The organism is Saccharicrinis sp. GN24d3 (genome assembly GCF_052400645.1).
GTDB lineage: Bacteria > Bacteroidota > Bacteroidia > Bacteroidales > Marinilabiliaceae > Saccharicrinis.
The window spans coordinates 82,017-106,563 of sequence record NZ_JBQTGI010000019.1; the positions used below are offsets into that span (position 1 = coordinate 82,017).

The following is a 24,547-nucleotide window of genomic DNA, read 5'->3' on the forward strand; positions in this document are numbered from 1 at the left end:
TATGAGAATATATAAATTATTTTTTACAGTATGCTTACTTGTTTCCACTGTGTTTAGTGTTGTGGCACAGGGAATTAAAGTAAAAGGTACAGTCAAGGATCTGGATGGAGAGCCCATTCCGGGGGTGAACGTGGTTGTTCTTGACAAAAACGAACGTTACCTGAATGGTACCATTACGAATATGGATGGGTACTACGAATTATCAGTAAAAGATCGCACCAATCGTTTAAATTTTACTTTTATTGGTTTTAAAGATCAGATTCTACCCATTAAAGGCCCGGTTGTGGATGTAACCTTGTTTAATGATATGCAGAATATTGATCAGATTAATGTGGTGGTGCATCGAAGAGATAATACCGATTTGTTTTCGATTCCTCGGCCTGATTTAACCACCAGTAGTCAATTAATCAATATGGAGAATATGGATGAGGTACCTTCTGTATCAGTAGAGGATGCTATTCAGGGACGCTTGGCTAACGTAGATATGGTCTCTCAGAGTGGTGACCCCGGATCTGGTATGAGCATCCGAATTCGTGGAACCAGTTCCTTAAATGCGAACACCGAACCATTGATTGTTGTGGATGGTATGCCTTACAATACGTCTTTTGGTAGTGACTTTGACTTTAAAACAGCCAATACTGAAGATTATGGAGCTTTAGTGTCGATTGCTCCAGAGAATATTGAAAGTATTGAGGTATTGAAAGATGGTGCAGCAACAGCCTTATACGGAGCTCGGGGCGCAAATGGTGTTTTGGTCATTAAAACTAAACGCGGTACTGCGGGAAGGACAACTTTTGGTTACAGTTTGCGCACATCCTATAAAAAGGAACCAAAAACTATTCCAATGCTTTCAGGCAAGGATTATATCGGCTTGATGTCGGAAGCTTTATGGAACAGCTATCTGTACACCGAGGGAAAAGATGACAGTTATTTATATATCAAGGATAAATACTCGGAAATAAATGGAGATCCTTATTATAAGTATTTTAACGAATACGATGTCAACACCAATTGGTTGGATGAGATTAATCAGAACCCACTGAGTTTTGATCATAATTTTAGTATGAGTGGTGGTGGTAGTAAAGCACGATACCGGATTAATATCGGGTATCTCGATGAATTGGGTAATACCAAAAATACGAGCTTTACACGATTAAGCAACAGTATTAATCTGGATTACTTTTTAAGCGATAAAATTACTTTTAGTACGGACTTTAGTTTTACTTCTGGTAAGAAAGATAGTCCATTGACTTATGGTAATAATCATGTACGGGCGATTACGATGCGTAAAATGCCTAATATGAGTCCCTATATTTTGGATGCAAATGGTAGCAGAACGGATGAGTATTTTCAGCCGCTAGAAAATTGGCAGGGGTTTGGTACTTCAATTTACAATCCTGTGGCTATGACTCAGGAATCTGTTAACCAGGTAAAAACCGACCGGATTCGTTCTATTTTCCGCGTTCAATATAGGATTACAAATCAATTACGCTATCAAATGAATGTAGCGTTTGATAAGAATGATTCAAAAGCATTTTCGTATTTACCGCAATCGGCACTGGGTACCAACTGGTCGCATGGAGATACCAATGTTGCAGCTGAATCATACTCTGAAAGCTTTGCTATTGAGACGGATAATAAATTGACATACATGCCGAATTTCGGCGATGGGCATGAATTAAATTTGATGGCCAATGTGCATACTGGGCAGTTTATTAATGATGCCTATAGTACAAGCGTTAATAAAATTCCCTCATACGATATTAGGGAGGTAGCTAATAATGGGAATGTTAGGAATATAGAAAGCGGATCGAGCGAAAACCGTTTGATAAGTTACATGGTTCAAGGGCATTATAAATTGAAGGATAAATATTTGATAGGGGCCGGAGTAAGATACGATGGTAGCAGTCGTTTTGGTTCCAAAGCCAGATGGGGATTCTTTCCGAATTTAAGCCTGGGCTGGAATATCAATAAAGAGAGTTTCTTGCAATCAACTGAGTGGATCGATCAACTCAAGCTGTTAGTTAACTATGGGACATCGGGCAATGTGCCGACTGTTAGTTATGGATATTATGGCTCATACACAAGTTACGGTAGTTACATGAATAAAGGTGCATTGTATCCAAACAGAATGACACTTAACAATCTTGAGCGCGAAAAGACTTATCAGTTTAATGTGGGGCTTGACTTATTTGCTTTGGATAATCGTTTGAATGTTACCTTACAGTATTACAACAAAAAAACAACTGATTTGCTTCAAAAAGATGCTCAACTGCCAAGCATGACAGGCTTTGATAAAATGTTGTGGTATAATGCCGGAGATATGGTTAATAATGGATTTGAGATTTATGGCTATTATATTCCATACAAGAACAAACAGTGGCATTTTCAAATTGATTACAACTTAGCTCGTAATGTAAATGAAATCACTAAGTTGCCCGAAAATGTTAATTTCACTGATTACGAATATGCCAACAATAGGTTCGCATACAAACACGTGATTGGTGATCCTGTTGGTTCGATCTATGGTTATCATTGCGATGGCGTGTATAGTACTATGGATGATACATATGCACGCGATAAAGACGGGGATATCATTCTTGATCCAAATGGAGAGGAAGTGATTATGACCAATAAATTTAATCAGGAGTTTAGAGCCGGCGATGCCAAGTATCAGGATATCAACAAAGATGGAGTGATTGATGAGAATGATATCGTATACCTGGGGAATGTTAATCCGATCCTGACTGGCGGTTTTGGTCCTTCAGTTACTTACAAACGTTTGAGTTTCAGAATGTTTTTTCATTTTAGAGTTGGACAGAAGGTCATTAATGAAACCCGCATGAATACAGAGAATATGTATGGTGTTGATAACCAAAGTACGGCCGTATTGCATCGTTGGCGTAAAGAAGGCGATGTTACAACCGTGCCACAGGCCTTATATAAGATTGGATTTAACACTCTGGGAAGCGATCGCTTTGTTGAAGATGGAGATTTTTTACGGCTTAAAACCTTGAGTTTATCTTATAACCTTCCCACTTTATTGGTTCAAAAGCTAAAGATGAGCAAATGTAAAGTGTTTGTGACGGGGTACGATTTATTGACTTGGAGCAACTATTCCGGTCAGGATCCTGAAGTAGGCGTGGATGGTATGGATAGAAGCTATACCCCTCGTCCTATTAGGTTTACAGCTGGTATTAATATGAATTTTTAAAAGTATAAAGATGAAGAATCTGTTAATATTCTTGCTATTAATAGCATTTGTAACATCGAGCTGTGACAGTTGGTTGGATTTGCAACCTGAAAATGAGGTGGTGAAAGAAGACTTCTGGAAAACACAAGCTGATGTAGAGAGTGTACTTTGGAGTGCATATAAAGGCGTTCAGGATCTGCATAGCGGTTTGATTCACATGGGTGAAATGCGTGCCGATGAATTAAAAACAATTAATAGCGATGTGTTATTGGCCCGTTATGGCTTAATATCTGCCAGTAACTATTTTGCTGATTGGGCTGAATGGTATAAAATTATTGGTTTTTGTAATCTGATAATTGCCGAAAGTCAAGGTGTTGTAGAGATAGATATGAACTATAATACTGAAGAACACGAAGCAAACGTCGCCGAAGCAAAAGCAATCAGAGCACTGGCATATTTTTATGTTGTACGATGGTGGAAAGATGCACCTTTAATTACGGAGCCTTATGATACCGACGATCAGGGCTTTATGAAAGAAAAAAACACAGATGAAGAAATTTTGAAGTTTATTTGTGAAGACCTGAAGAAAGCTGCGCCCAAAGTAAAAGAACTATATGATGAAGAATGGGAATTATATGGCCGTTTTACACAAGTGGCCGCCTATACATTGTTAGCCGATATATGTCTTTACATGGAGGATTACGATAATGTTTTAACTTATTGTGATAAAGTGTTAAGCAGTGGTAAGAAGATTCTGGAGCCTTCTGAGAATTGGTTCGAATTGTTTATGGACGATTTTAGTAATGAAAGTATTCTTGAAATTAGTTTTCATAAAAAATACAATCAAAGGAATAGCTTGTTTGAATTGTATGGAAAAAATACAAGTGATTATGAGTTTGCTCATCATTACGATGTTTTCAATCTATACAACGAAAATGATATCAGGGGCAAACTGACTTATAATGATCAGACTTTACAGCTGGAAAAATATGTAACCACTCTTACGGCGGATGATCAGGTATTGATTAGCCAGGATAATAGTGATTTTAATTTTAAACTGTATCGTTTGGCAGAGGTGTATTTTATGCAGGCTGAAGCTTACATAATGAAATCCCAGTTTGATCTGGCCAAAAAGGCACTAGGAGAAATTACCAATAGAGCTGGATTGGGGCGTACTGTAGATGCTGGTGATACGCATGATGAGATGCTGAGATTTTTACTGGAAGAAAAACACCGAGAGTTTTGTGGCGAAGGAAAGCGCTGGTTCGATCTACTGCGTGTAGCTAAAAAAGAGAATTGGAAAAGAAAAGATGTTGTGATTGACATGATGTTGACTTACGTAAGAGGCGTTGATGTGGCGCGTATTGAAGTAATGCTGCAAAATACTTATGCGTATTATTTTCCAATCCATAAGGATGAGTTAAAACTCAATAAATTGTTAGAGCAAAACCCATACTATAAATAAGTAATCTATGAAATTAATAGTCAATTATATTCTATTATCAGTTATGGTTTTCCTGGTGGCTTGTGAGGATAAAAATGTGGAAGGTGACTTTGTGACCACCGATATTTTTCCTTATGTGGTTACGCTTGAAAAACAAGCTGATAAATATGGTCTGTGGATTGATATGATCCATCAGGCAGATTTGTACGAAACTTTAAATACATTTGGTCAATATACTTGTTTTACCCCATCCAACGACGCTGTGAGTGAATATTTGGGAGGTAAAGCTATCGTCTCCTTAAGCACTGAAGAAGCTCGGCAGTTGGTGATGAATCATGTATTTAATAAGCGTATTACCTCCGTTGATTTTCGCGAAGGCTGTGTGAATGACACCAACTATATTGGTGATTATTTGTCGGTCGACTTTGCAAATATGGGTCTTACCGAAGTGATCCTTAATAAACACTCAAGCATTAAGGTGCCTGACATTGAATTAACAAATGGCGTGATGCATGAGGTGAATAAAGTGTTGAGTGTTCATGATAAAACATTGAAGGATTATGTAGATCAGGCACAAAATGCTAAAATATTCAAACAGGCTCTTACCGAAACCGGGATCTTTGATGCACTGAACGAAAATACTGTCATAAATGAATATGGCGTTAAAAGTCGTTTGTACTATACTCTATTAATGATTGATGATGCCACTTTAAAGCAATTAGGTATTACGGATTATGAATCGCTAAAAAGTCGATACAGTGATTCCGATGATGTTACCGATGGCAATAATGCATTTAATCGTTGGGTAGCTTACCATGTAATCAAAGGTGCGTATTTCACCAACAAGATGCTTGATTATAATGAGCTGGCAGATGCTGTTAACATGCAATCGTATCTGTATGGTGAAGGTGTCCAGGTGAAAGAGGAGCGTGGTAATATCCAATTAAACTTGGCTGTTTCTGAAGAAGGAGTGAAATCGTATACATCTATTGTGAAAGACCAACGAAATATTCCACTTAAAAACGGTTGTGTTCAGTATTTGGATGACTATCTGGATATTAAAGCACTCGAAGCTGTGTATATGGAGTGGGATCCTGCTGTTGTGAAAAACTCTTCCTCCATCCCGCATTATGTAGTTGGTCATTTTGGCGAGTATGACAATTTTACCCAGGATGAGATTGCAAAAGGTGCGATAGAAGAATGGAAGTGGGATACTTGGCCCAATGAGGTACCACTGCAATATACCATATACAATAGTAAAGGTTGGTTTGGAGCAGGTGCCGGTTTGATTTTTGATATTGGCAATAACGATGGTGGCTGGTTGGAGGTGGAAAGCCCATTAATACCCCCAGGAAGCTATGAAATTTACACGTATGGTCGTCGCTGGAAAGGCGGAGGTACCTACAATATCTACATTGATGGTGTTCTAACAGCTATTGAAGGTAATTATTATGCTGATGGAGACATTATAAGTATTCCACGGCTAGCCTACGGTATTTTATTTGATAAAATGGAGAAACATAAGATCCGCATTGAATACAAAGAAGGTCGTGGAGGTTTTATGTTAGGAAAAATTGTTTTCAAGCCATTATAAACATTGAAAGAATGAAAGTTAACTATTTATTTATATTGCTTATTGGCGTTTGTTTACTGTTTGGTTGTAATGATGATTTTAATAATTATCATAAAGACCAGCGGGAAAATGTACAGGCGACCAATGTATTAAGCTATCTGCAAAATCATTCTGAGTATAAGGATTTTGTAAGTGAATTAAAAGCGCAGGACTTGGATCAGTGGTTGTTGTCAAATAAGGCTATAACTGTTTATGCCTTGAATAATGAGGCCATGGTAGCATTAAAGGCACAAACGGGTGGCGAATTGAAACAAGTGTTGTTGAACCATCTGAGCACAGGAATCTATTACGTGAGTGATTTGGAGCGCATGACCCGTGTTAAGACAGAGTTGGGCAAGTATCATACCATTGATAAAAATACGGAGTTAACACTGGATGGGATCAATCTTGTTGGGAATCAAGTAATTTGTGGGAATGGTGTGATCCATCAAGCGGAAAGCAATTTTACAATTATTCCTGATTTATATAGTCAAATTATGAAACTGGGTGATGAGTATAGTCTTATAAAAGAATATATTGTCGATGCCGATACCATGATTTTTGATCGTGAAAACAGTAAGCCTTTAAAGATTGATGAGCTTGGGCAGACAGTCTACGATACGGTATGGATTAAACAAAACAGGGTATTGCAAAGTGGTAAGTACGACGCTCTGGAAGAAGATTACTTTTATACAGCTTTTGTTCCTTCAGATGCTTTACTCAATGAGGCCTATGAACCAACCATTCAGAATATTGAGCAGGCTACCGGAAAACAGGTTGAAAAAAGTTTGAAGAAAATTATGTACGAATGGTGTCACGAGTCGGTTTTTCATCAAGGAAAAGTGGACGATGTTACCAAAGATACCTTGTTGACTTTAATCAATGGGAACCTGTTTAAAACAGGCGTGCAGAAAATAAATAAGGATTCAAGAGTATTAGCCAGTAATGGTGAACTATATACACTTGAAAATTTCAGGTTGCCACGTTCGCTGTATATGAGCGCTGTACAATTCAGGCCACAGAATTTGTGGAAGAACAATAATCAGCAGGTAATCAACAGCTTTCGTCAGGTTATTGCTGGTGCCGAACAATGGACAAACAGGGACGCTCCTGATCAAACTGGTTGGTGGAGTCAATATATGATCGAAGGAACGGATGCAAGGGTTGAGTTTAAAACTTTTCGTGTGATTAATAATAATGAGATTGTGGAAATGCCAATCGTTCCGGGTGAGTATGATATTTACATTAAAGGATGGAACAGTGGCTTCAATTTCGAAACAAGAACACACTATCAGAAATTAACTTTTTTGAAAGAGTTTAGGGGTGATGAAGAACTAAATCCTTGTGGTGATGCTATTGAATATCCGGCATTTGAACCGGAAAATCAGTTAGAAACAGGTAAATATCTGGGACGAATTAGTATCCCGGACGAATGGGGAATAAGGCCAATTGTTATGGCAGTCAGTGCAGGTACTCAAATACCTGGCAGAGGGCCTATTAATATGGTTGTACATGTGAGAATGATACCTACAAATAATAATTATTAAGGTAGAAATATGAATAAGAATATAATATTACTTTGCTTATTTTTCATAAGCTTTGTCCGGGTGGGTGCACAGGATAAGGTAGTTAACGATAATTCTGGTGTTAGTTTATTTAGTCTTGATTCCATTAATGGAGGACTAAAGAACTTTGAAAATCATTTAGCCGGACGTATAGCTGGCTTACAGGTGACTGAACGAAGTGGGATGCCAGGCGAAGGTAGTCAGTTGCAGATTGCGTGTAGACAAACTATGAGCCAGAGCAATAGACCGTTATATGTAATAGATGGTCTGTTGATTGATGTCGAAAATGAAGAGAGTCCGATAATTACAGGTTTAATTAACAATTACTTGAATGATTTGAACTCCGAGGATATTGAAAGTATTCAATATGTTCGGGGAGCAGCAGCTCTTATATACGGATCTCAGGCCGGTCGTGGCGTAATCATTATTAATACAAAGAGGAATTTATCGCTACAGCCCAAAGTGACGGTTAACACCAGATGGGGTGTGAATACTCGATATCGCTCTTTTGATATGCTGAATGCTCAGGAATATCAAAACCATGCGATTAATTTGCATAAAACCAAAGATGAGATGTTTGAAGTGCAGAAGGATCATCCTAATTTGTTTTTAGTGCCCAATGATGTATTGTATAATAATTATAATAATAATACAAACTGGCAGGATGAGGTTTATCGTACATCATTAAGTCAGAATTATAACATCAATGTACAAGGTGGTGATGCTATTGCAAAATATGCTTTAACAGTGGGATATACAAACGATCAGGGTATTGTTGATAATACTGATTACAGAAAGTATTACATGCGTTTTAATACCAATATCAATGTTACAAAATCATTTGAGATTGATGTTAATGCAAATCTAACGCAATATACCTCTGATGTTGTTGAAACGGGTTACGAGTTTAATAATAATCCGGTAATTAGTGCGTTCACAAGAACCCCGATGCTCGCTGGTAATTTTATTGATAGTAAACAGCAGGTGCAGGATTATTTTACTAAAATAGCCAGTTTTAACGAGGTGAGTAATCCTCTGGCCATTTTAAATGATAATCGCACGTTTACCAAAGGGCATATGTTAACAACGATGATTAATTTTCGTCATAAAATTAGCGACCATTTGAGTCATCATTTACTGTTTGGAGTTAACTCCACCAGTAATCGCCAGAATAATTTTGTTAGTGGTATCACCAGTAATGCAGTCGTGCCTTCAATTTATTTTGACGGTACAGCACAAAATATGACCAGTCATTATATTCATAAAAAATGGATGAGTCAGACAGAATATGCCTTGCAATATAATAATGATCAGGTATTAAATGGCTTCAAAGTTTCCGGTGGTTTGCGTTACAAGACTCAAAATGCTGAAAGTGATTATGCTATTGGTGCAAATACACGTAGCGATCAGTTTGTTACACTTAATCAGGCGGATGCCAATAAAGTGCGTCAAATTTTAGGTGACCGTACTGACCTGAAACTGATCCAGTTTTTTGGTAGCGCTAGTTTGCAGCTTAATAAGTTATTAGGTTTTAATGCATGGTTAAGTTACGATGGCACCGAAACTGTTGGAGATAATAGCGATAATTATGGCTTGTTTTATGGTGTGAATTTGCCTTTGACCTTGGTCGACAACAAGGAGGGGATTATCAATTACCTGACTGTTGTGCCAAATTATTATAAGACTGCAAATATGAATTTGAACAACAGTATGTTGCGTCGTTACTACTCAAGTGTACAGTATGTTGATATTGCAGGTTTACAACCATATAATATTGTTAATCCCGACCTGAAATGGGAAGATGTCTATGGTATGGAGTTAAGTTTGGAAACTAAATTGTTCAACCATTTATATCTGAACGGAACATATTACCAAAATAAGACTAAAGATATGGTTGTCCGAGAGGAAATAGACTCGTCAAATGGTTTTGATTTTGTGTATTCAAATGGTGGAGAAAAAACCAGTAAAGGGTTTAGCCTGGGAATGGCCGGTGAGTTTAATATTTCTAAGGTAGCTGTAAATCTATATGCAAATGTGAGTAAGAATGTGGACGAGGTATCAGCTTTGCCTAGTAGCAAAGCCATTTTCACAAACATTCCTGGCGGATCGCTAATAAGTGAAGTAGGATCAGGCTTGTATGAGTTTTATGGTTATCAGATGATGGAAGTGATTCCAAGCAAGGAAAAAGCAGATCAATACAACTTAACAAATAAGAGTGGTGAGCAAATACAAGCCGGTGATATTGCATTTTTGGATGTTGACAAAAACAATATTATTGACGAGGATGACCGTGTGAAAATTGGTAATCCAGCACCAGATTTCTTTGGCGGTTTTGGTATTAATACTCGCTACAAAAAGTGGTATTTTGATTTGAATTTTTCTTACAGTGTTGGCAACCACGTGTTTAATTACACCAGTATGTTGACAGAAGGGCAGTCTGATGGATATAACCAATCGAAAGCAGTATTAAGTGCTTGGGTAAAAGAAGGCGATAAGACCAATATACCGCGTATGAATTATGGTGATCCTATGCAAAACAACCGTTTTAGCAGTCGTTTTATCGAAGATGGCAGCTTTGTTAAATTAAAGCATGCAGGCATCAAGTATAAAACAAGAGTTAGCAACGAAGTAATACGTTCATTAAGCATTAGCCTGGATGGATACAACCTTTGGTTTGCAAGTGAATATAAAGGGGCCGATCCTGAATTTAGTTATAGTGATAATCCAATCTATCAAAGTGTTGATTATGGCAAAATACCTAATGCGGCAACAGTAATGTTAGGATTACAAGTTGGATTTTAAAAGATTAGATATGAGAAGAATAATATGTGCTTTAAGTCTTTTTATCATATTGTTTTCATCGTGTGATGATACGTTTGATATTAATAGCAACGAGTTATTGATCGAAGATGACAACTTTACAACACAGGAGGAAGTCAGTGCAAATTTGGTTGGTATCTATGCATTACTGCAGGATATATCTAGCGATTTGGTTGTGTTGAACGATTTGCGAAGCAATCAGTTGACCGTAACTGAGTATGCCGATCAGAATTTGAAAAGTATTGAGAAATTACAATACGATACTTACAATCCTTATTGTTTAAACAATAAGTACTACAAGCTGGTTAATGCCTGCAATGATTTTATTCACAATGCCAAAGGGTTTTTGTATAAAAATCAGAAAGCAGATTGGGATTTGGTGACTTCACACATTGCTGATGTTATTAAGGTAAGGGCCTGGGTGTATTTCAATATTGCTAAAATTTATGGCGAGATTGTCTATTACACGGTGCCGATGCGTACCATTGATGATGTGAAAAATGATCATTTAAAACAAGTTCTCAAGTTGGATGCAGCTCTTCAGCAGTTAATTGCAGACCTAACATCTGTTGATTTAAATTTGGGCAAAGCAATAGACTGGAACGCCAAGTTGCAGATACGTTCCGATTTCAACGTTTATGATTTTCATTATAATGTACTGCTAGGAGATTTGTATTTGTGGTCTGGTGATTATGAAAATGCGGCCAATCAGTTTCATAAAGTCATCAATTCAAACGAAGGACAGTATGGATTGCTGAAGGATTTGTATGATGATGTGAATTACCGGAATGTTTTTAATGGTGCCTTGGTAAATACACAAAACGAAAATATCAATGGAATTCAGTTTAATGAGGTAAATCAGCAAATATTTGTCTTCGATGAATTGTTTAATAACAATCAAGAACATGTTTTGCAGCCTACCCTGGCAATGATTGATGTTTTTGAATCGGAAGATGCTATTTCATTGGTCAATAAAGGTGATGTGTACAGGGGTGAAAGATGCTCTTATACGGAGTTTAATGATGGTTATAAGGTGACAAAATACAATGGGCCGAAACATTTTGTGTTTTACCGGGCAGCTGAAGTGCACCTTAAATATTGTGAAGCCAAAGCCTTACAGGGAGAGTTGGAAATTGCCTATGCTTTACTTAATGATGGTATTGCTCCGGATAGGGATGCAAATCGTTATTGGGATGGAGATAATGGCCAGTATAAACCTCCTTTTGATGGTACTTGGTTACCGGACTTGAGTAAGAACCATGGTGTTCGCGAAAGGGTTGGATTGAAAAACAAAATGTATCCGAATTATGCAAGTGATGCCCAATATGAAGGGTGGACTGAAGAGCAGATTACTCAGGATAAAGAGCAGACTCTTTTAAAGTGGATTTTTGACGAAAGCAATTTGGAACTTTGCTTCGAAGGAAAGCGCTATGAGACAGCCCTGCGTTTTGCACGTCGCGAGGGAGATTTTACTAAGTATGCCCACTTATTGGGGGCTAAAAATCCGGCCATGGCTTATGAAAGTAAGTTGGCTGAAGAGCAAAATTGGTTTATTAACTATTAGAGTTGGGAAGTGCGAGAGGTTTCGTATAAATGAATTCTCTCGCGCTTTAGTGTCTTAAATGTTATTAGTGATAACGGAGTAGGTTTAATTGGACGGGTTTATCATGAGTTTTCTTTTTAAGCAATTCAGATAATAAATTATATGCAAAATATTTTGCAAATGCGATCCGCATATCAGGATGAAAATTTTTTTTATGAAAAAAATATTAACTCTTTTATTTTTGAGTATATGGTTTATGGGTAGTGCCCAAAACCATGGTTTACAAATTAAGGATGGTTTAAAACTAACTATCCCAGAGTTGAATGGAGCTTCAGCATTTACCATTGAAACTTGGATTTATGTGAATGATACCTGGGGGTATTCGTCACTAATTGGCGCAGTAGATTATAATTATCCAAAGTATGAAATATTGTTGCAATTATCGAAAGGTGGAACAGGTGGATTAGATGGTTATGTGACTGCTTTACGAAATAATGATGGTAATTATTCTATGGGAGATTTCGAAACATCATATGAAAAAAGTCAGTGGCATCATGTGGCTTTTGTTTATAATGGTGCCGCCACCACAGATGACCGTCTAAAAGCTATAATTGATGGAACAGCGTATAAGTTTGTTGTTGATTGGGCAGCAAACTTACCTTTAAAAGATGTTGTTCCTGCATTATTTCTTGCTGGACAATATGACTGTATTTTGGATGAAACCAGAGTGTGGGATGTGGCTTTAGGTGTAGATGAAATAAATAAGTATAAAGGCGTATATTTTAATGATACTCACCCATCTAAGGATCATATTGTTTATGCGAATGATTATGAGACCGCTCCTGATGCTCAAAATGCTATTCCTGCATTAGTAGGTAATAGTGCCGAAGGAAACTCAAGTGCTCAACAAGTGGATATATCAAGCTCACTAACTTTACTGGATGAGGCATTAGAAGGCACTATTGTAAGTGCAGTGCCTATTAGTGGGGGGGCTAAGTATTTTTTCTCGGGTAATGAGCAGGATTTGTTGCAAAAGATGGATGTAGTCGTAGCCGGAGAGGAGAATCTTACTTTAAAAAGTTTGTCATTTGATATTTCAGGTTTTGTTACACAAGACAATCTTGATAACATCAAGTTGATTGGAACTATCAATGGATCAGATGTTGAGTTTACAACTTTTACGGTTGAAAATAATGTGTTGACATTCGATTTAAATAACCAGGTGGTACCTGTAGGAAGTTATGGTTTTAGTTTGTTTGGGCATGTGTCAACAAATATAGCTGCTGATACTGAAGTATCTGTAAATGTAACAAAGCTGGTTTACGAGGGGCAAAGTGGGGAGATTGTAATGACTGCGTTTAACAATCCAACAACGCCTTCTACTGTTAAAAAGATTATTCCTTTAAATACAACTTTCGAAAATAAGAATACGCATCGTGTTACCGGTTGGGTACCAGGGTGGACTAATGAGGAGCATATCTCTTTTATTCAACCTGAGGATTTAACGCACATTTATTATTTTGGATTAGATCTTAATTTCTTTGGTCAGAAGCCTTATGTGCTAATAACTGATAATGACTCAGATCCATTCCCTCACTATGATGCAGTCAATAAGTTTCATGCTAAGAATGTGAAAGTAATGGCTTGTTTATCAGGTAAAGGGGGCTGGGATGGTTGGCCCCAGTTACAACTTGATTATGCTAATAGTCCTGATTTATGGAGAGAGGCAGCAAAAGAAATTGTATCAGTGTTACAACGCTATAATTATGATGGATTGGATTGGGATATTGAAAATCAATATAATAACGAAATTCGTAACGCTCTTCTAACTCTATTAGAAATATTGAGGGAGGAGATGGATAAAGTGAACCCGGATTTATTATTGACATTTTCAGCTCAGCAAGATGGCTATAATGGAGGAGGCGAAGGATTTGATTACGCTCGTTTGAGTAGTGCAGTAGATTGGGTTAATATGATGTCGTATATGTACAATATCCCGAGTGTGGGAAATCCTTTCCCCGGAGGAGCTACACCTACTCCATCCATTGATAATGAGGTTACAGTCAGATGGGATGGATTTCCACGTGAGAAACTTAATGTTGGTATTCCATGGTTTGGTCGAACAGCCACTATGGATGGTGAGGGTGACGGTGCAAATGTGATAGCTAAATCTGGTAGCGAAGCAGCCATTAATATTGATTATTTTTTAAATGAATGGTTAGTCAATCCTGTAGAACCGGTTTATGATGGTCAGGGATATGCATCTTATGTTGTAAACGATGGATCAAAAATAACCAGAACAGCCATACATAACCAAAAAAGTTATAAAGAGCTGTTGGAAAAAACGAAAGAACTTGGCTGTGGTGGTATTAGTATTTTCCAATTGGGAGGTATGCAAATTCTAAAAGAAGAATACAAGGCCGAATATAGTCGTTATTACCTGGATGTTCAAAGAGAGGTGTTTTATGATGATAGCCCTACAGGTATCACGAATAAAAAGGATAGTAATGAAATATCTTGTTATCCTAATCCTGCAGGAAATGAGTTGTTTGTTTCTGGAGTCTCGGATGCTAATTTCGAAATATACAATATGACTGGTACATTGGTAATGAATGGTCGTGCGTCACAACAGCGTATTGATATAAGTTCAATTGCTTCAGGGATTTATGTTTTGAAGGTTAATGATGATATGATCAAATTTATTAAAAAATAGCATCTGATTAATTGTTGAACTGACGACGTATTGTCCGAGTATTTAATTATAGAAAGTAAGTGTTGAGATATAGACGCTTCTACTTAAGGAAGTGCCTGTCGAGAATAAATAATTTATAGGGATGAGCATTTATTGACTTATCCCTATTTTTTTAACATGATCGTCCTGCCTAATTTTGTTTAGTAGGTCTGAAAACTGAGACCATTGAATAATTATTAAAGAGGTAAGGAGACGGTAGTAACTATAAGAAAATGAGAAAACTATTATTATTTGTTTTATTAGCAGCATTGGGAGCCAATGTGATAATGGCTCAAAATCCATTTGGCCCGATTCCATCAGCACGGCAACAAGCATGGCACAAAATGGAAACCTATGGATTTGTGCATTTTAGTATGAATACATTTACTGATATTGAGTGGGGGTATGGCGATAAAGATCCCAAACTGTTTAATCCTACAGAGTTAGATTGCAGGCAATGGGCACGTATTTGTAAGGAGAATGGATTGAAAGGAATTATCATTACGGCCAAGCATCACGATGGTTTTTGTTTGTGGCCTTCAAAATATACCGATTATTCGGTTAAAAATTCACCATGGAGAGATGGGAAAGGAGATCTATTGAGGGAGTTGTCGGATGCATGTCAGGAATATGGATTGAAATTCGGAGTATATCTTTCTCCTTGGGATCGTAACCATGCCGAATATGGTAAGCCAGAGTATATTACTTATTTCAGAAATCAGCTGCGTGAGCTGTTGACCAACTATGGTGAAATATTTGAAGTATGGTTTGATGGAGCTAATGGGGGCGATGGTTATTACGGTGGCACCCGGGAGCGACGTAATGTGGATCGTAAAACTTACTACGGTTGGCCGGAAGTGTATGAGATTGTGCGTGAATTGCAACCCAATGCCATGTTGTTTAGTGATGCAGGCCCCGATTGCCGTTGGGCAGGAAATGAGCATGGATGGGTTGGCGAAACCAACTGGTCAATGTTAAAACGCGACGAGTATTATCCCGGCTGTGATTGTGCAAAACAGCTTCAGGTAGGTGATGAAGACGGTACGCACTGGTTGCCAGCAGAGGTAGATGTTTCCATACGGCCGGGATGGTTTTATCATGAATCAGAAGACCACAAAGTACGTCCTCTTCACGAGATGGTAGATATTTACTATCATTCTGTGGGACATGGCGGATCACTGCTACTGAACTTTCCGGTCGATAAGCGTGGGTTAATACATGAAAACGATGAGGAACGTTTAAAAGAGTGGTATGCGGTGATACAATCAGATTTTGAAGACAACTTGGCTGGTAAGGTTAGCATAAAAGCCTCTTCATCCAAAGGAAGAAATAAAGCAAAATATCTGGTTGATGGAGATGAAGAGACTTTTTGGATGCCAAAGAATGAGGGAAAAAAAATCAGCTGTTGAAATCACATTTGATAGCGAGACTGAATTCAACCGTTTCGTAGTGCAGGAATACATCGCTTTAGGTCAACGTGTTCAGGAATTTAGTGTTGAGGTGGAGAAAAATGGAGCCTGGGAAGTTATTGCCGAAGGCACAACCATTGGTAATAAACGAATACTTCGCTTTCCAAATACGATAGCAAAGCGTGTTCGCCTAACTATAAAAAAAACCAAAGCAGCACCAATTCTTTCGAATATTGAAATTTATAAAGCACCTAAATTGCTTACCATGCCGGTAATAAAACGTGATAAGTCAGGTGAAACTAGAATTGAGGTAGCTGATAATGGACTTTCAGTTTATTACACATTGGATGGATCGGAACCTGATATCAAAAGTAAGGAGTATAAAGAAACGTTTCTTTTAACAGAACCTGCTAACGTAAAGGCGGTAGCCGTTGATAAATTAACAGGATTAAAAAGTCCTGTCGCCTCTGTTGCTTTCGATATTTGCAAAAATAAATGGACGGTTGTAAACTCATCAGCTATAAATGCACAGCGTGCCATTGATGGTGACAATAAAAATGTATGGCATGTTTGGGGAAAGGAAAAGGAAATTATTATCGATCTTGGAGAAACAGAATCTTTACAAGGGTTTACCTATGTACCCGATCAGGCACGTTGGTCACGGGGAATTATATCCAACTACGAATTCTATGTTAGCGTTGATGGTAAGAACTGGGGCGATCCCGTTTCGGCAGGCGAATTTTCAAACATTAAAAATAATCCACTAAAACAAACCAGAACCTTTAAGGCAAAAAGTGGACGTTTCTTTAAGCTGAAAGCAACTCATATTGTGGATGGTGGGGATGCAGCCGGTTTTGGAGAGGTTGGTGTGATTACTGATTAATCACTATTGCATTTTATTTTAAAAATAGATAAAAAAGGATATTTCCATTAGGGACATATCCTTTTTGTTTGTGTGATTTAAAATACTGTGAACTAGGTTTGTTTTGATGTTCGGATTCAAATAATACAGTTCTATTCCGCATGCTGAGTATACTTCTTTGACCGGATTTATACACCTCTGCTGATACGTATAAGCCTACTTTTGATGCTATTACTCAAAAGTGATTTTCTATGCGACTATCTATTATTTCAATCTTATTAACTTTTGTGCTAGTGCTGCAAGCACAAAACAAATGGGGTCATGTGATCCCCGAACAGAAAGACCTAAGTGGAGACTGGATCACAAGTCTTACAGAAAAAGGAGAGCGTACTGTTTATCGGGGCGAGCAGCTAAAGACCATTGGTATGCCTTGTGGAGGTATTGCTTCGGGACAACTATACGTGAGAGGCGATGGGACATTAGCTGGTTGGTGGATTGCCAATAATGCCTATAATACAGGTTATGGTATTGACCATTTATTGAACTTTGAAACGGCACAAGGTCCCTGGAAAGTGTGTTACCAGACTTTTGAGCCTTTTAGTTATATCAAGCAAGGCTTTAAGATTAATGTGAAAAGCGGAAATAAGCATTTTGAAAAACAGCTTAACAAAAGCGATTTCGATAATATCGCTTTTGTAGGTGAATATCCTTTGGTACAGATCACCTATGAGGATAGTGAATTTTCATTACCGGTAGAGGTACAGATGGAAGTGTTTTCACCCTTTATTCCCCTTAATGCCCGTGAATCGGCAACGCCGGGTACTTACCTTAAATTCAAGCTTAAAAATACGTCTTCTAAAAAAGCAGAGGTTACACTTCAGGGCTACTTGCAGAACATGGTGATGCTCGACCTCAAAGGAAAAGTTTCAGGAAAAGCCAGAAATCGTGTTCAAAGAAGCAATCAGTTAACCTCGCTAATGATGGATTTTGTTTCTGAAGATCAAAAGACAGCGGCACACCCTTATTTTGGTAATATGGCTTTGAGTGTTGTTGATGATAAAGGAGAGGTGATTCCAGATATTAAAGCAGGAACTAATATTGAAGTAACAAAAACCTTAGGTGATCCTTTAGTGGGGGCAGTTTCTTCTCAAATTCAATTAAAACCTGGAGAAGAAAAAGAGGTTTTGTTTATTCTGGCCTGGTATTTCCCCAACCGACCTAAACATAATCTGGATGGAGGAAACTGGAATAAGCCTATTCCGACTGATGGTCCTGCTATTGGTAACATGTATGCCAATTGGTTTGATTCATCGAGCGATGTAGCACTTTATTTGCATAATAACTATAAACGTCTGAGTAGTGAGACGTATAAATTTCATGATACCTATTACAATCAAACAACATTGCCTTACTGGCTCATACACCGAATAATGATGCCGGTATCCACATTGGCCACAGAGACTTGTCAGTGGTGGGCCACAGATAAATTTTGGGCCTGGGAAGGTGTAGGATCATGCGTGGGAACTTGTACACATGTGTGGAATTATGAGCAAGCCCTGGCTCGACTGTTTCCTGAGCTGGAGCGTAATATCCGTGAGAAGACTGACTTTGAAACGTCCTTTAATGAAGACGGAAGTATAGTTGCACGTAACGGATGGGGAGGTATTCTTTTAGATGGACATGCCGGAACTATTTTAAAGGCGTATCGCGAGCACCTGGTATCAAAAGATCATCTGTTTTTATCACGTAACTGGGCAAAAATAAAGAAGGCGACAGAATTTATTATTTCGGAAGATGAGAATGAGGACGGCTTAATTGAGAAGGGGCAATCAAATACCTATGATATTGCTTTTTATGGTGCCAATACTTATGTGGGAGGACTTTACCTGGCAGCTTTGCAAGCGGCAGAAAAGATGGCAACTTCAATGGGAGATACTGAATTTGCTAAAAAGTGTCAAAGCATTTACAACTCAGGGAGTAAATTATCTGCTCAGAAATTGTGGAATGGTGAATACTTTTTTCAGGATGTTGATTTGGAGAAGCATGCAAAATTCCAGTATGCCAATGGCTGTTTGAGTGATCAACTGTTTGGACAAACATGGGCGCATCAACTGAAGCTTGGGTATATCTATCCACAAGAAAAAGTAAAAACAGCTTTGCAATCCATCTGGAAATATAACTGGACCAAAGATGTGGGGCCTCAAACCCGGAAATTCATTCCTGAAAGATACTACGCAAATGCCGGTGAACCGGGATTGTTAAATTGTACTTTTCCCATCAGCGAGCACCTGAATGAAGATGCGGTGCGCTACCGTAATGAGGTGTGGACAGGTATAGAGTACCAGGTAGCCACCAACATGATTTATGAGGGGATGATTACGGAAGGCCTTTCACTCGTGAAAGCGGTGCATGAGCGTTATCAGCCTGAGAAACACAATCCATGGAATGAGATAGAGTGTGGCGACCATTATGCTCGTGCGCTGGCCTCCTGGGGTGTGTTGATTGCGCTGGAAGACTATTTTTACGATGGACCGCAAGGGAAGCTTTCATTCTCACCACAAATACAGAAAAATAAATTCTCAGGATTTTTTACAGCAGCCAAAGGATGGGGAACAATTAACCAGACAAGGACTGGAACTAATCAGGTTAATTCCATACATTTAAAATATGGGCAACTAAAACTTCGTAAATTGTGTCTTGAGTTGCCATCTGATCAAAAAGTTAAAAGTGTGGATGTGTTTATGGGAGAGAACAAACTGGATATTTCATTTGATAGAACCAACAATAAAGTTGAAATACTAATTGAAGAAATTCAGTTATCAGCAGAAGATAAATTGAACATTGATATAAAATTTAATAAATGAAAAGATTACAGCAGATTCTTGTGCTTGCTATTGCCGTAGTAGCCGTTTCATGTACAGCAAAAAATAGTTCTTTAAGCTTGCGTGAAAGAGCAGAGGTGCCTTATTTAAAAGGAGAGAGCAAACTGATGATAACCGCAAAGCCATCGGCCGACTTTGATGATAGCAAGTGGTTCACCAATGATCACTGCTTTATTGAAAAGGATGGTGTGTTGCATTGGTTCGGTATTAATAACCCCTATCCACCCGAAGGAAAGGATCTATACCGTTATCACCCATACCTTGGTCATTGTACCACCACCGGAACCATTGAAGAGTGGAAACGAGAGCCTTTTGCCATTGATGAAAGTAAAGGAACAGAATATCTTGGGGCTCCTTATGTGATATGGCATGAGGAAAGCCAGCGTTATGCTATGGTAGTCGAAACCTGGAGAGATAAGAGACGCCTGGAAGTATACTGGTCAGATGATCTGATGAGCTGGGAAGAGACTCAAAAGCCAATCCTTCCTGAATTACTTTGGATCGGAACGCGAGATCCACATATAATGAAGGGAACAGATGGTAAATATTGGATACATGTTGTATGTACAGGTAATAAAGGCGTGGAGCAGACGCAGGTGATCAGAATCAAAACAAAAGATTTTGTAAATTTTGAGGAGCCAGAAACCATTCTGGGAATTAATGATTGTACATGGGCTACATTGATAGAATCACCTTATTTGGTTCAAAGAAATGGACTGTGGTACATGTTTTTTACCTATGCGCACCGTCGCTATGCCGAGACCCTGGCAGTTGTTTCGGATAATCCGGATCATTTCGATTATGAGGAGAATACCATTGCCACTTTGTTTGGGCATGCTGCCGAGATTTTTGAACATCAGGGAAAAACATATATCACCTCTTGTGGGCCTGAAGATCAGCATTATCTAAATAGTCATGGAGTGACGGTTGCAGAACTGAAATGGGCGAAGCAGTAATTGGTTTATCCGAATAACACGTACTTAATAATAAAGTATTGAAGTGATGAAATTTTTTTTTGGAATTGTAGCACTATTTTTAACCTCCTTAATAGTTAAGGGTGCTAATGACGAGTTGAAATACATAGGTATGCCCGTTGGTGGTATCTGTACCGGGCAGGTTTATCTGGGCGGTGATGGCCAGTTGTGGTACTGGGATGTATTTAATGTGTCACGAATTAATCCGGGAGGACCTGGTGATAGATATTATTTGAATCCGCTTACCCAGGAAAATACCTTTGAAAACGGATTTGGACTTACCATTAAAGAGGGGGAGCGTGTACATATGCGTTCTCTTAACAGCAATGGTTTTTCCGATATTCAATTTGAGGGGCAATATCCGGTTGGTAAGGTAAGTTATGCTGATCCAACCCTTCCTGTTGCTGTGTCTCTAAAGGCCTATTCTCCTTTTATTCCGGGGGATGCTGACAACTCGGGTTTGCCGTTAACAGTTATGGAATATACCATTACCAATCAGGATGCTGATGAGGTAGAGGTGGAGATTTCAGGTTGGTTGCAGAATATGGCCGGTTTCCAGACCGGAAAAGGGAAGGACGATGTGCATATAAACAAGGTTGTCAACAATGGAGATAATGCCCAACTGGTGTGCCAGATGAGTGATAAGTTTAAATCACAATTGGCCGATTGGGGCAGCATGAGTCTGACCTTGCTGGGAGAAGGTCAGGCCTATGCAAAAGCAACCCGGACAAAAGGGCTCAGCATTTACAGTGGTACTTCCGATACAGCGACAGAGGAGGTGCCTCTGGGTGATGAGTTGGTGGGTAGTGTAGACGGTAAAACCACTCTGAAGAAAGGGGAGAGTAAGACATTTACTTTTCTGTTGAGCTGGTATTTCCCCAATATTAACCTCTGGGATGGTGCTCATCACTGGAAAAATAAGGAAAATTTGCGCCATTACTACTCATCTAAATTTACCGATGCGGCTGACGTTAGCAATTATGTAGTTCAAAACAAGTGGCTACTGGAAACGACCAAAGATTGGAACCAATGTTGGAATAATTCAACTTTACCGGAATGGTTCCTTGATCGTACATTTGTCAATGTGAGTACCCTGGCCACTACTGCTTCTGTCCGTTTCGATGACATTACCGATGATACGGAGAACGAAGGACGTTTTTATACAATGGAAGGGGTATACCTGGGAGAAGGAACCTGTACGCACGTATTTCATTACGAGCAGGCTTTGGGACGTGTGTTTCCCAATTTGGCCCGTCAGTTGCGCGAGCAGATTGACCTTGGTTTGTCCTATAATGATGGTATCATCAAATATAGGGGCGAGTTTAGCGGGATGGGTCGCCATGATGGTCGCGGTTATGCCGTAGATGGCCATGCGGGAACAATTATGCGTATCTACCGTGAGCACTTGATGTCGTCTGATATTACTTTCTTAAAACAAAACTGGACAAAAATCAAAAAAGCCATTCAGGTGATGATTGATCAGGATAAGGAAAAAACGGGTCGTGCAGATGGTATTCTCGAAGGCAAACAATACAATACCTTGGATCGTACCTGGTATGGAAAAATTACCTGGATTAGCGGTTTGTATGCAGCATCGTTAAAGGCGGGCGCTGAAATGGCACAGGAGATGGGTGACAATCGATTTGCCCGTGAGTGCAGTGCTATTGCAAAGCTGGCATTTAAAAATATCTCGTCCGAGTTGTTTGATGGTGAGTATTTCATTCAGAAGCTCGACCCGGAGCATCCTGAGGCTCCCAACACCAATGTGGGCTGTCATACCGACCAGTTGCTGGGACAGTACTGGGCCAGTCAAGCCGGTTTGGGGCATATATTGCCACAAGAGCAGGTGAAAACCGCCCTGCAATCGATCATGAAGTACAACTTTGCGGATAATTATGGTGCTTACCTCCATACTGCAGCCATTCCGATTAAACGATGGTATGCCGATGATGATGAGGCTGGTATTATCATGTGTACTTTTCCAAAAGGAGGTACTGACAAGGCTCCTGGTATTATTGCCAATGAGTGGGAAAAACTGGTGATCGGTTATTTCAGTGAAATATGGACGGGACAGGAACACCAGCTGGCGGCCACCTTGATTGCAGAAGGAATGGTGGACGAAGCCATGAAGGTGGAGAAAGCATTGCATGCACGTTACTCACCTGAAAGACGTAATCCCTACAACGAAATTGAGTATGGAAATCACTATACCCGTGCCATGAGTGGTTATGCGCCATTCATCGCAGCGAGTGGATTTACTTATCACGGACCTAAAGGAATCATTGGTTTTGATCCAAAGATCAATCCAGATAATTTCAAGTCTGCATTTATAACTGCCGAAGGGTGGGGGAGTTTCTCTCAAAAAAAGGATGCAGGACTTCAAGTATACCAGCTTTATTTAAATTATGGAGAGTTACATTTGAATAAGGTTAATTTGGTGATGACGGATGAAAATAAGCCATCAAGTGTGGAAGTATTACTCAATGGGCAAAAAGTAAAAGCTAAGTATTCACAAAAGGAAAAACAGTTTAACCTGGAAGTTGAAAAGCTGGCACTTAAAAAGGGTGACAAGTTGGAGGTATTGCTGAATTGGTAAAAATGCTTATTGATTCATATTATTAATGAATTTATAAAGTACTTTAAACAAACACCACGCGAGCTTGCCTTATCTGATGAGGCAGGCTTTATTGTTACCTCTTGGCCCCAAAACGACTGGCCTGAAAATGCACCGGTTTATTCCGATGAGATCTGGCCGGCCTATAAGAATTTACTGTCGGGTCGTCGCTTCTTAAATATGGGCAAACTAGGGATGCTCTAACAGTGTTGCGTTCAGGGACGAACCGATACAATGGTATATTACGAATAGGCCTTAATGGCGACTGGGGCAACTTTGGTTTTAACGGTAATCCTTTTGGTGATGACGAATGTGGACAATTCTATGGACGATCGTTGTGCAATTGGTCGGTATTATTGGTCGCACAAGGATTTTATTATGATGGACCAAAGGGAATAATCGGTTTTGATCCCAATTGGAAACCGGCGGATCATTGTTCGTTTTTTACTACAGCCCAGGCTTGGGGTACCTTTTCGCAAAAAAATATGTAATAAAACACAAATTATTAAATTTGTAGCTTAATTATGGGAAACTGCGATTAAAGCAATTGGTGTTAAGATATTTATATTCCGCAAAACCGACTTAAGTTAAGCTCGTGTTAAACGATAAACAGCTCGATGTCACTTTTTCTGCAGATGACAAAATTCAACTGTCTTTTAATAGTTTTATTGAAATAAAGAAAGGCGATTTGTTAGAAATACGTATAAAAGAATAATGTTTTCTTGTGTTACTTTCAAATTGTAAGGTGAAACTGCCAAATAAGCAATTGAGTTGTTTTTAGTGGCTGTAGTTTAATTATGCGTTGCATTATTTATTAATTATTGATAGGTTTGATTTATTTTCATAAACCGTTCCTTCGCAGCAATATCCTCCAGGGACATTGTCACAAAGTCCTTCA

At 38.8% G+C, this 24,547-nt stretch carries 14 protein-coding genes; all 14 read left to right on the forward strand.

The features are described 5' to 3' along the window. Position 1 precedes the first annotated feature (1 nt). The 14 genes from ACT29I_RS20000 to ACT29I_RS20065 all read left to right on the forward strand — a co-directional run bounded on the left by ACT29I_RS20000 (position 2) and on the right by ACT29I_RS20065 (position 24,140). Positions 2–3,214, forward strand: a complete 3,213-nt coding sequence (locus tag ACT29I_RS20000) for a SusC/RagA family TonB-linked outer membrane protein (protein WP_444794238.1) — start codon at positions 2–4, stop codon at positions 3,212–3,214. Positions 3,215–3,224: 10 nt separating this feature from the next. Continuing rightward, positions 3,225–4,658: a RagB/SusD family nutrient uptake outer membrane protein gene (locus ACT29I_RS20005; protein ID WP_444794239.1), complete on the forward strand. Its 1,434-nt coding sequence runs from the start codon at positions 3,225–3,227 to the stop codon at positions 4,656–4,658. Positions 4,659–4,665: 7 nt separating this feature from the next. After that, positions 4,666–6,231 carry a fasciclin domain-containing protein gene (locus tag ACT29I_RS20010; RefSeq protein WP_444794240.1) on the forward strand — a complete coding sequence of 522 codons (1,566 nt, stop codon included), beginning with the start codon at positions 4,666–4,668 and terminating at the stop codon, positions 6,229–6,231. Between the two features lie 11 nt (positions 6,232–6,242). After that, a complete protein-coding gene (locus ACT29I_RS20015; RefSeq protein ID WP_444794241.1) occupies positions 6,243–7,796 on the forward strand; it encodes a fasciclin domain-containing protein in 1,554 nt (517 codons plus the stop codon). 9 nt (positions 7,797–7,805) lie between these two features. Beyond that, positions 7,806–10,616 carry a SusC/RagA family TonB-linked outer membrane protein gene (locus ACT29I_RS20020; protein WP_444794242.1) on the forward strand — a complete coding sequence of 937 codons (2,811 nt, stop codon included), beginning with the start codon at positions 7,806–7,808 and terminating at the stop codon, positions 10,614–10,616. Between the two features lie 10 nt (positions 10,617–10,626). Next, positions 10,627–12,198, forward strand: coding sequence for a RagB/SusD family nutrient uptake outer membrane protein (locus tag ACT29I_RS20025; protein ID WP_444794243.1), 1,572 nt, complete (start codon positions 10,627–10,629; stop codon positions 12,196–12,198). A gap of 193 nt (positions 12,199–12,391) precedes the next feature. Then, positions 12,392–14,890 carry a glycosyl hydrolase family 18 protein gene (locus tag ACT29I_RS20030; RefSeq protein WP_444794244.1) on the forward strand — a complete coding sequence of 833 codons (2,499 nt, stop codon included), beginning with the start codon at positions 12,392–12,394 and terminating at the stop codon, positions 14,888–14,890. Positions 14,891–15,141: 251 nt separating this feature from the next. Continuing rightward, positions 15,142–16,317: an alpha-L-fucosidase gene (locus tag ACT29I_RS20035; RefSeq protein ID WP_444794245.1), complete on the forward strand. Its 1,176-nt coding sequence runs from the start codon at positions 15,142–15,144 to the stop codon at positions 16,315–16,317. Then, a complete protein-coding gene (locus tag ACT29I_RS20040; RefSeq protein WP_444794246.1) occupies positions 16,292–17,200 on the forward strand; it encodes a discoidin domain-containing protein in 909 nt (302 codons plus the stop codon). The genes ACT29I_RS20035 and ACT29I_RS20040 overlap by 26 nt, the downstream gene beginning before the upstream one ends. A 230-nt stretch (positions 17,201–17,430) precedes the next feature. Then, on the forward strand, positions 17,431–20,043 hold the full coding sequence (locus ACT29I_RS20045; protein ID WP_444794247.1) for a GH116 family glycosyl hydrolase: 2,613 nt from the start codon (positions 17,431–17,433) through the stop codon (positions 20,041–20,043). Continuing rightward, positions 20,040–21,017, forward strand: a complete 978-nt coding sequence (locus ACT29I_RS20050) for a hypothetical protein (protein WP_444794248.1) — start codon at positions 20,040–20,042, stop codon at positions 21,015–21,017. The genes ACT29I_RS20045 and ACT29I_RS20050 overlap by 4 nt, the downstream gene beginning before the upstream one ends. 46 nt (positions 21,018–21,063) lie before the next feature. Further along, positions 21,064–23,631, forward strand: a complete 2,568-nt coding sequence (locus ACT29I_RS20055) for a GH116 family glycosyl-hydrolase (protein WP_444794249.1) — start codon at positions 21,064–21,066, stop codon at positions 23,629–23,631. A gap of 9 nt (positions 23,632–23,640) precedes the next feature. Next, positions 23,641–23,853, forward strand: a complete 213-nt coding sequence (locus ACT29I_RS20060; RefSeq protein ID WP_444794250.1) for a hypothetical protein — start codon at positions 23,641–23,643, stop codon at positions 23,851–23,853. Between the two features lie 5 nt (positions 23,854–23,858). After that, the gene (locus ACT29I_RS20065) at positions 23,859–24,140 is read left to right on the forward strand and encodes a hypothetical protein (protein ID WP_444794251.1); all 282 of its coding nucleotides are present in this window, start codon (positions 23,859–23,861) and stop codon (positions 24,138–24,140) included. Positions 24,141–24,547 lie beyond the last annotated feature (407 nt).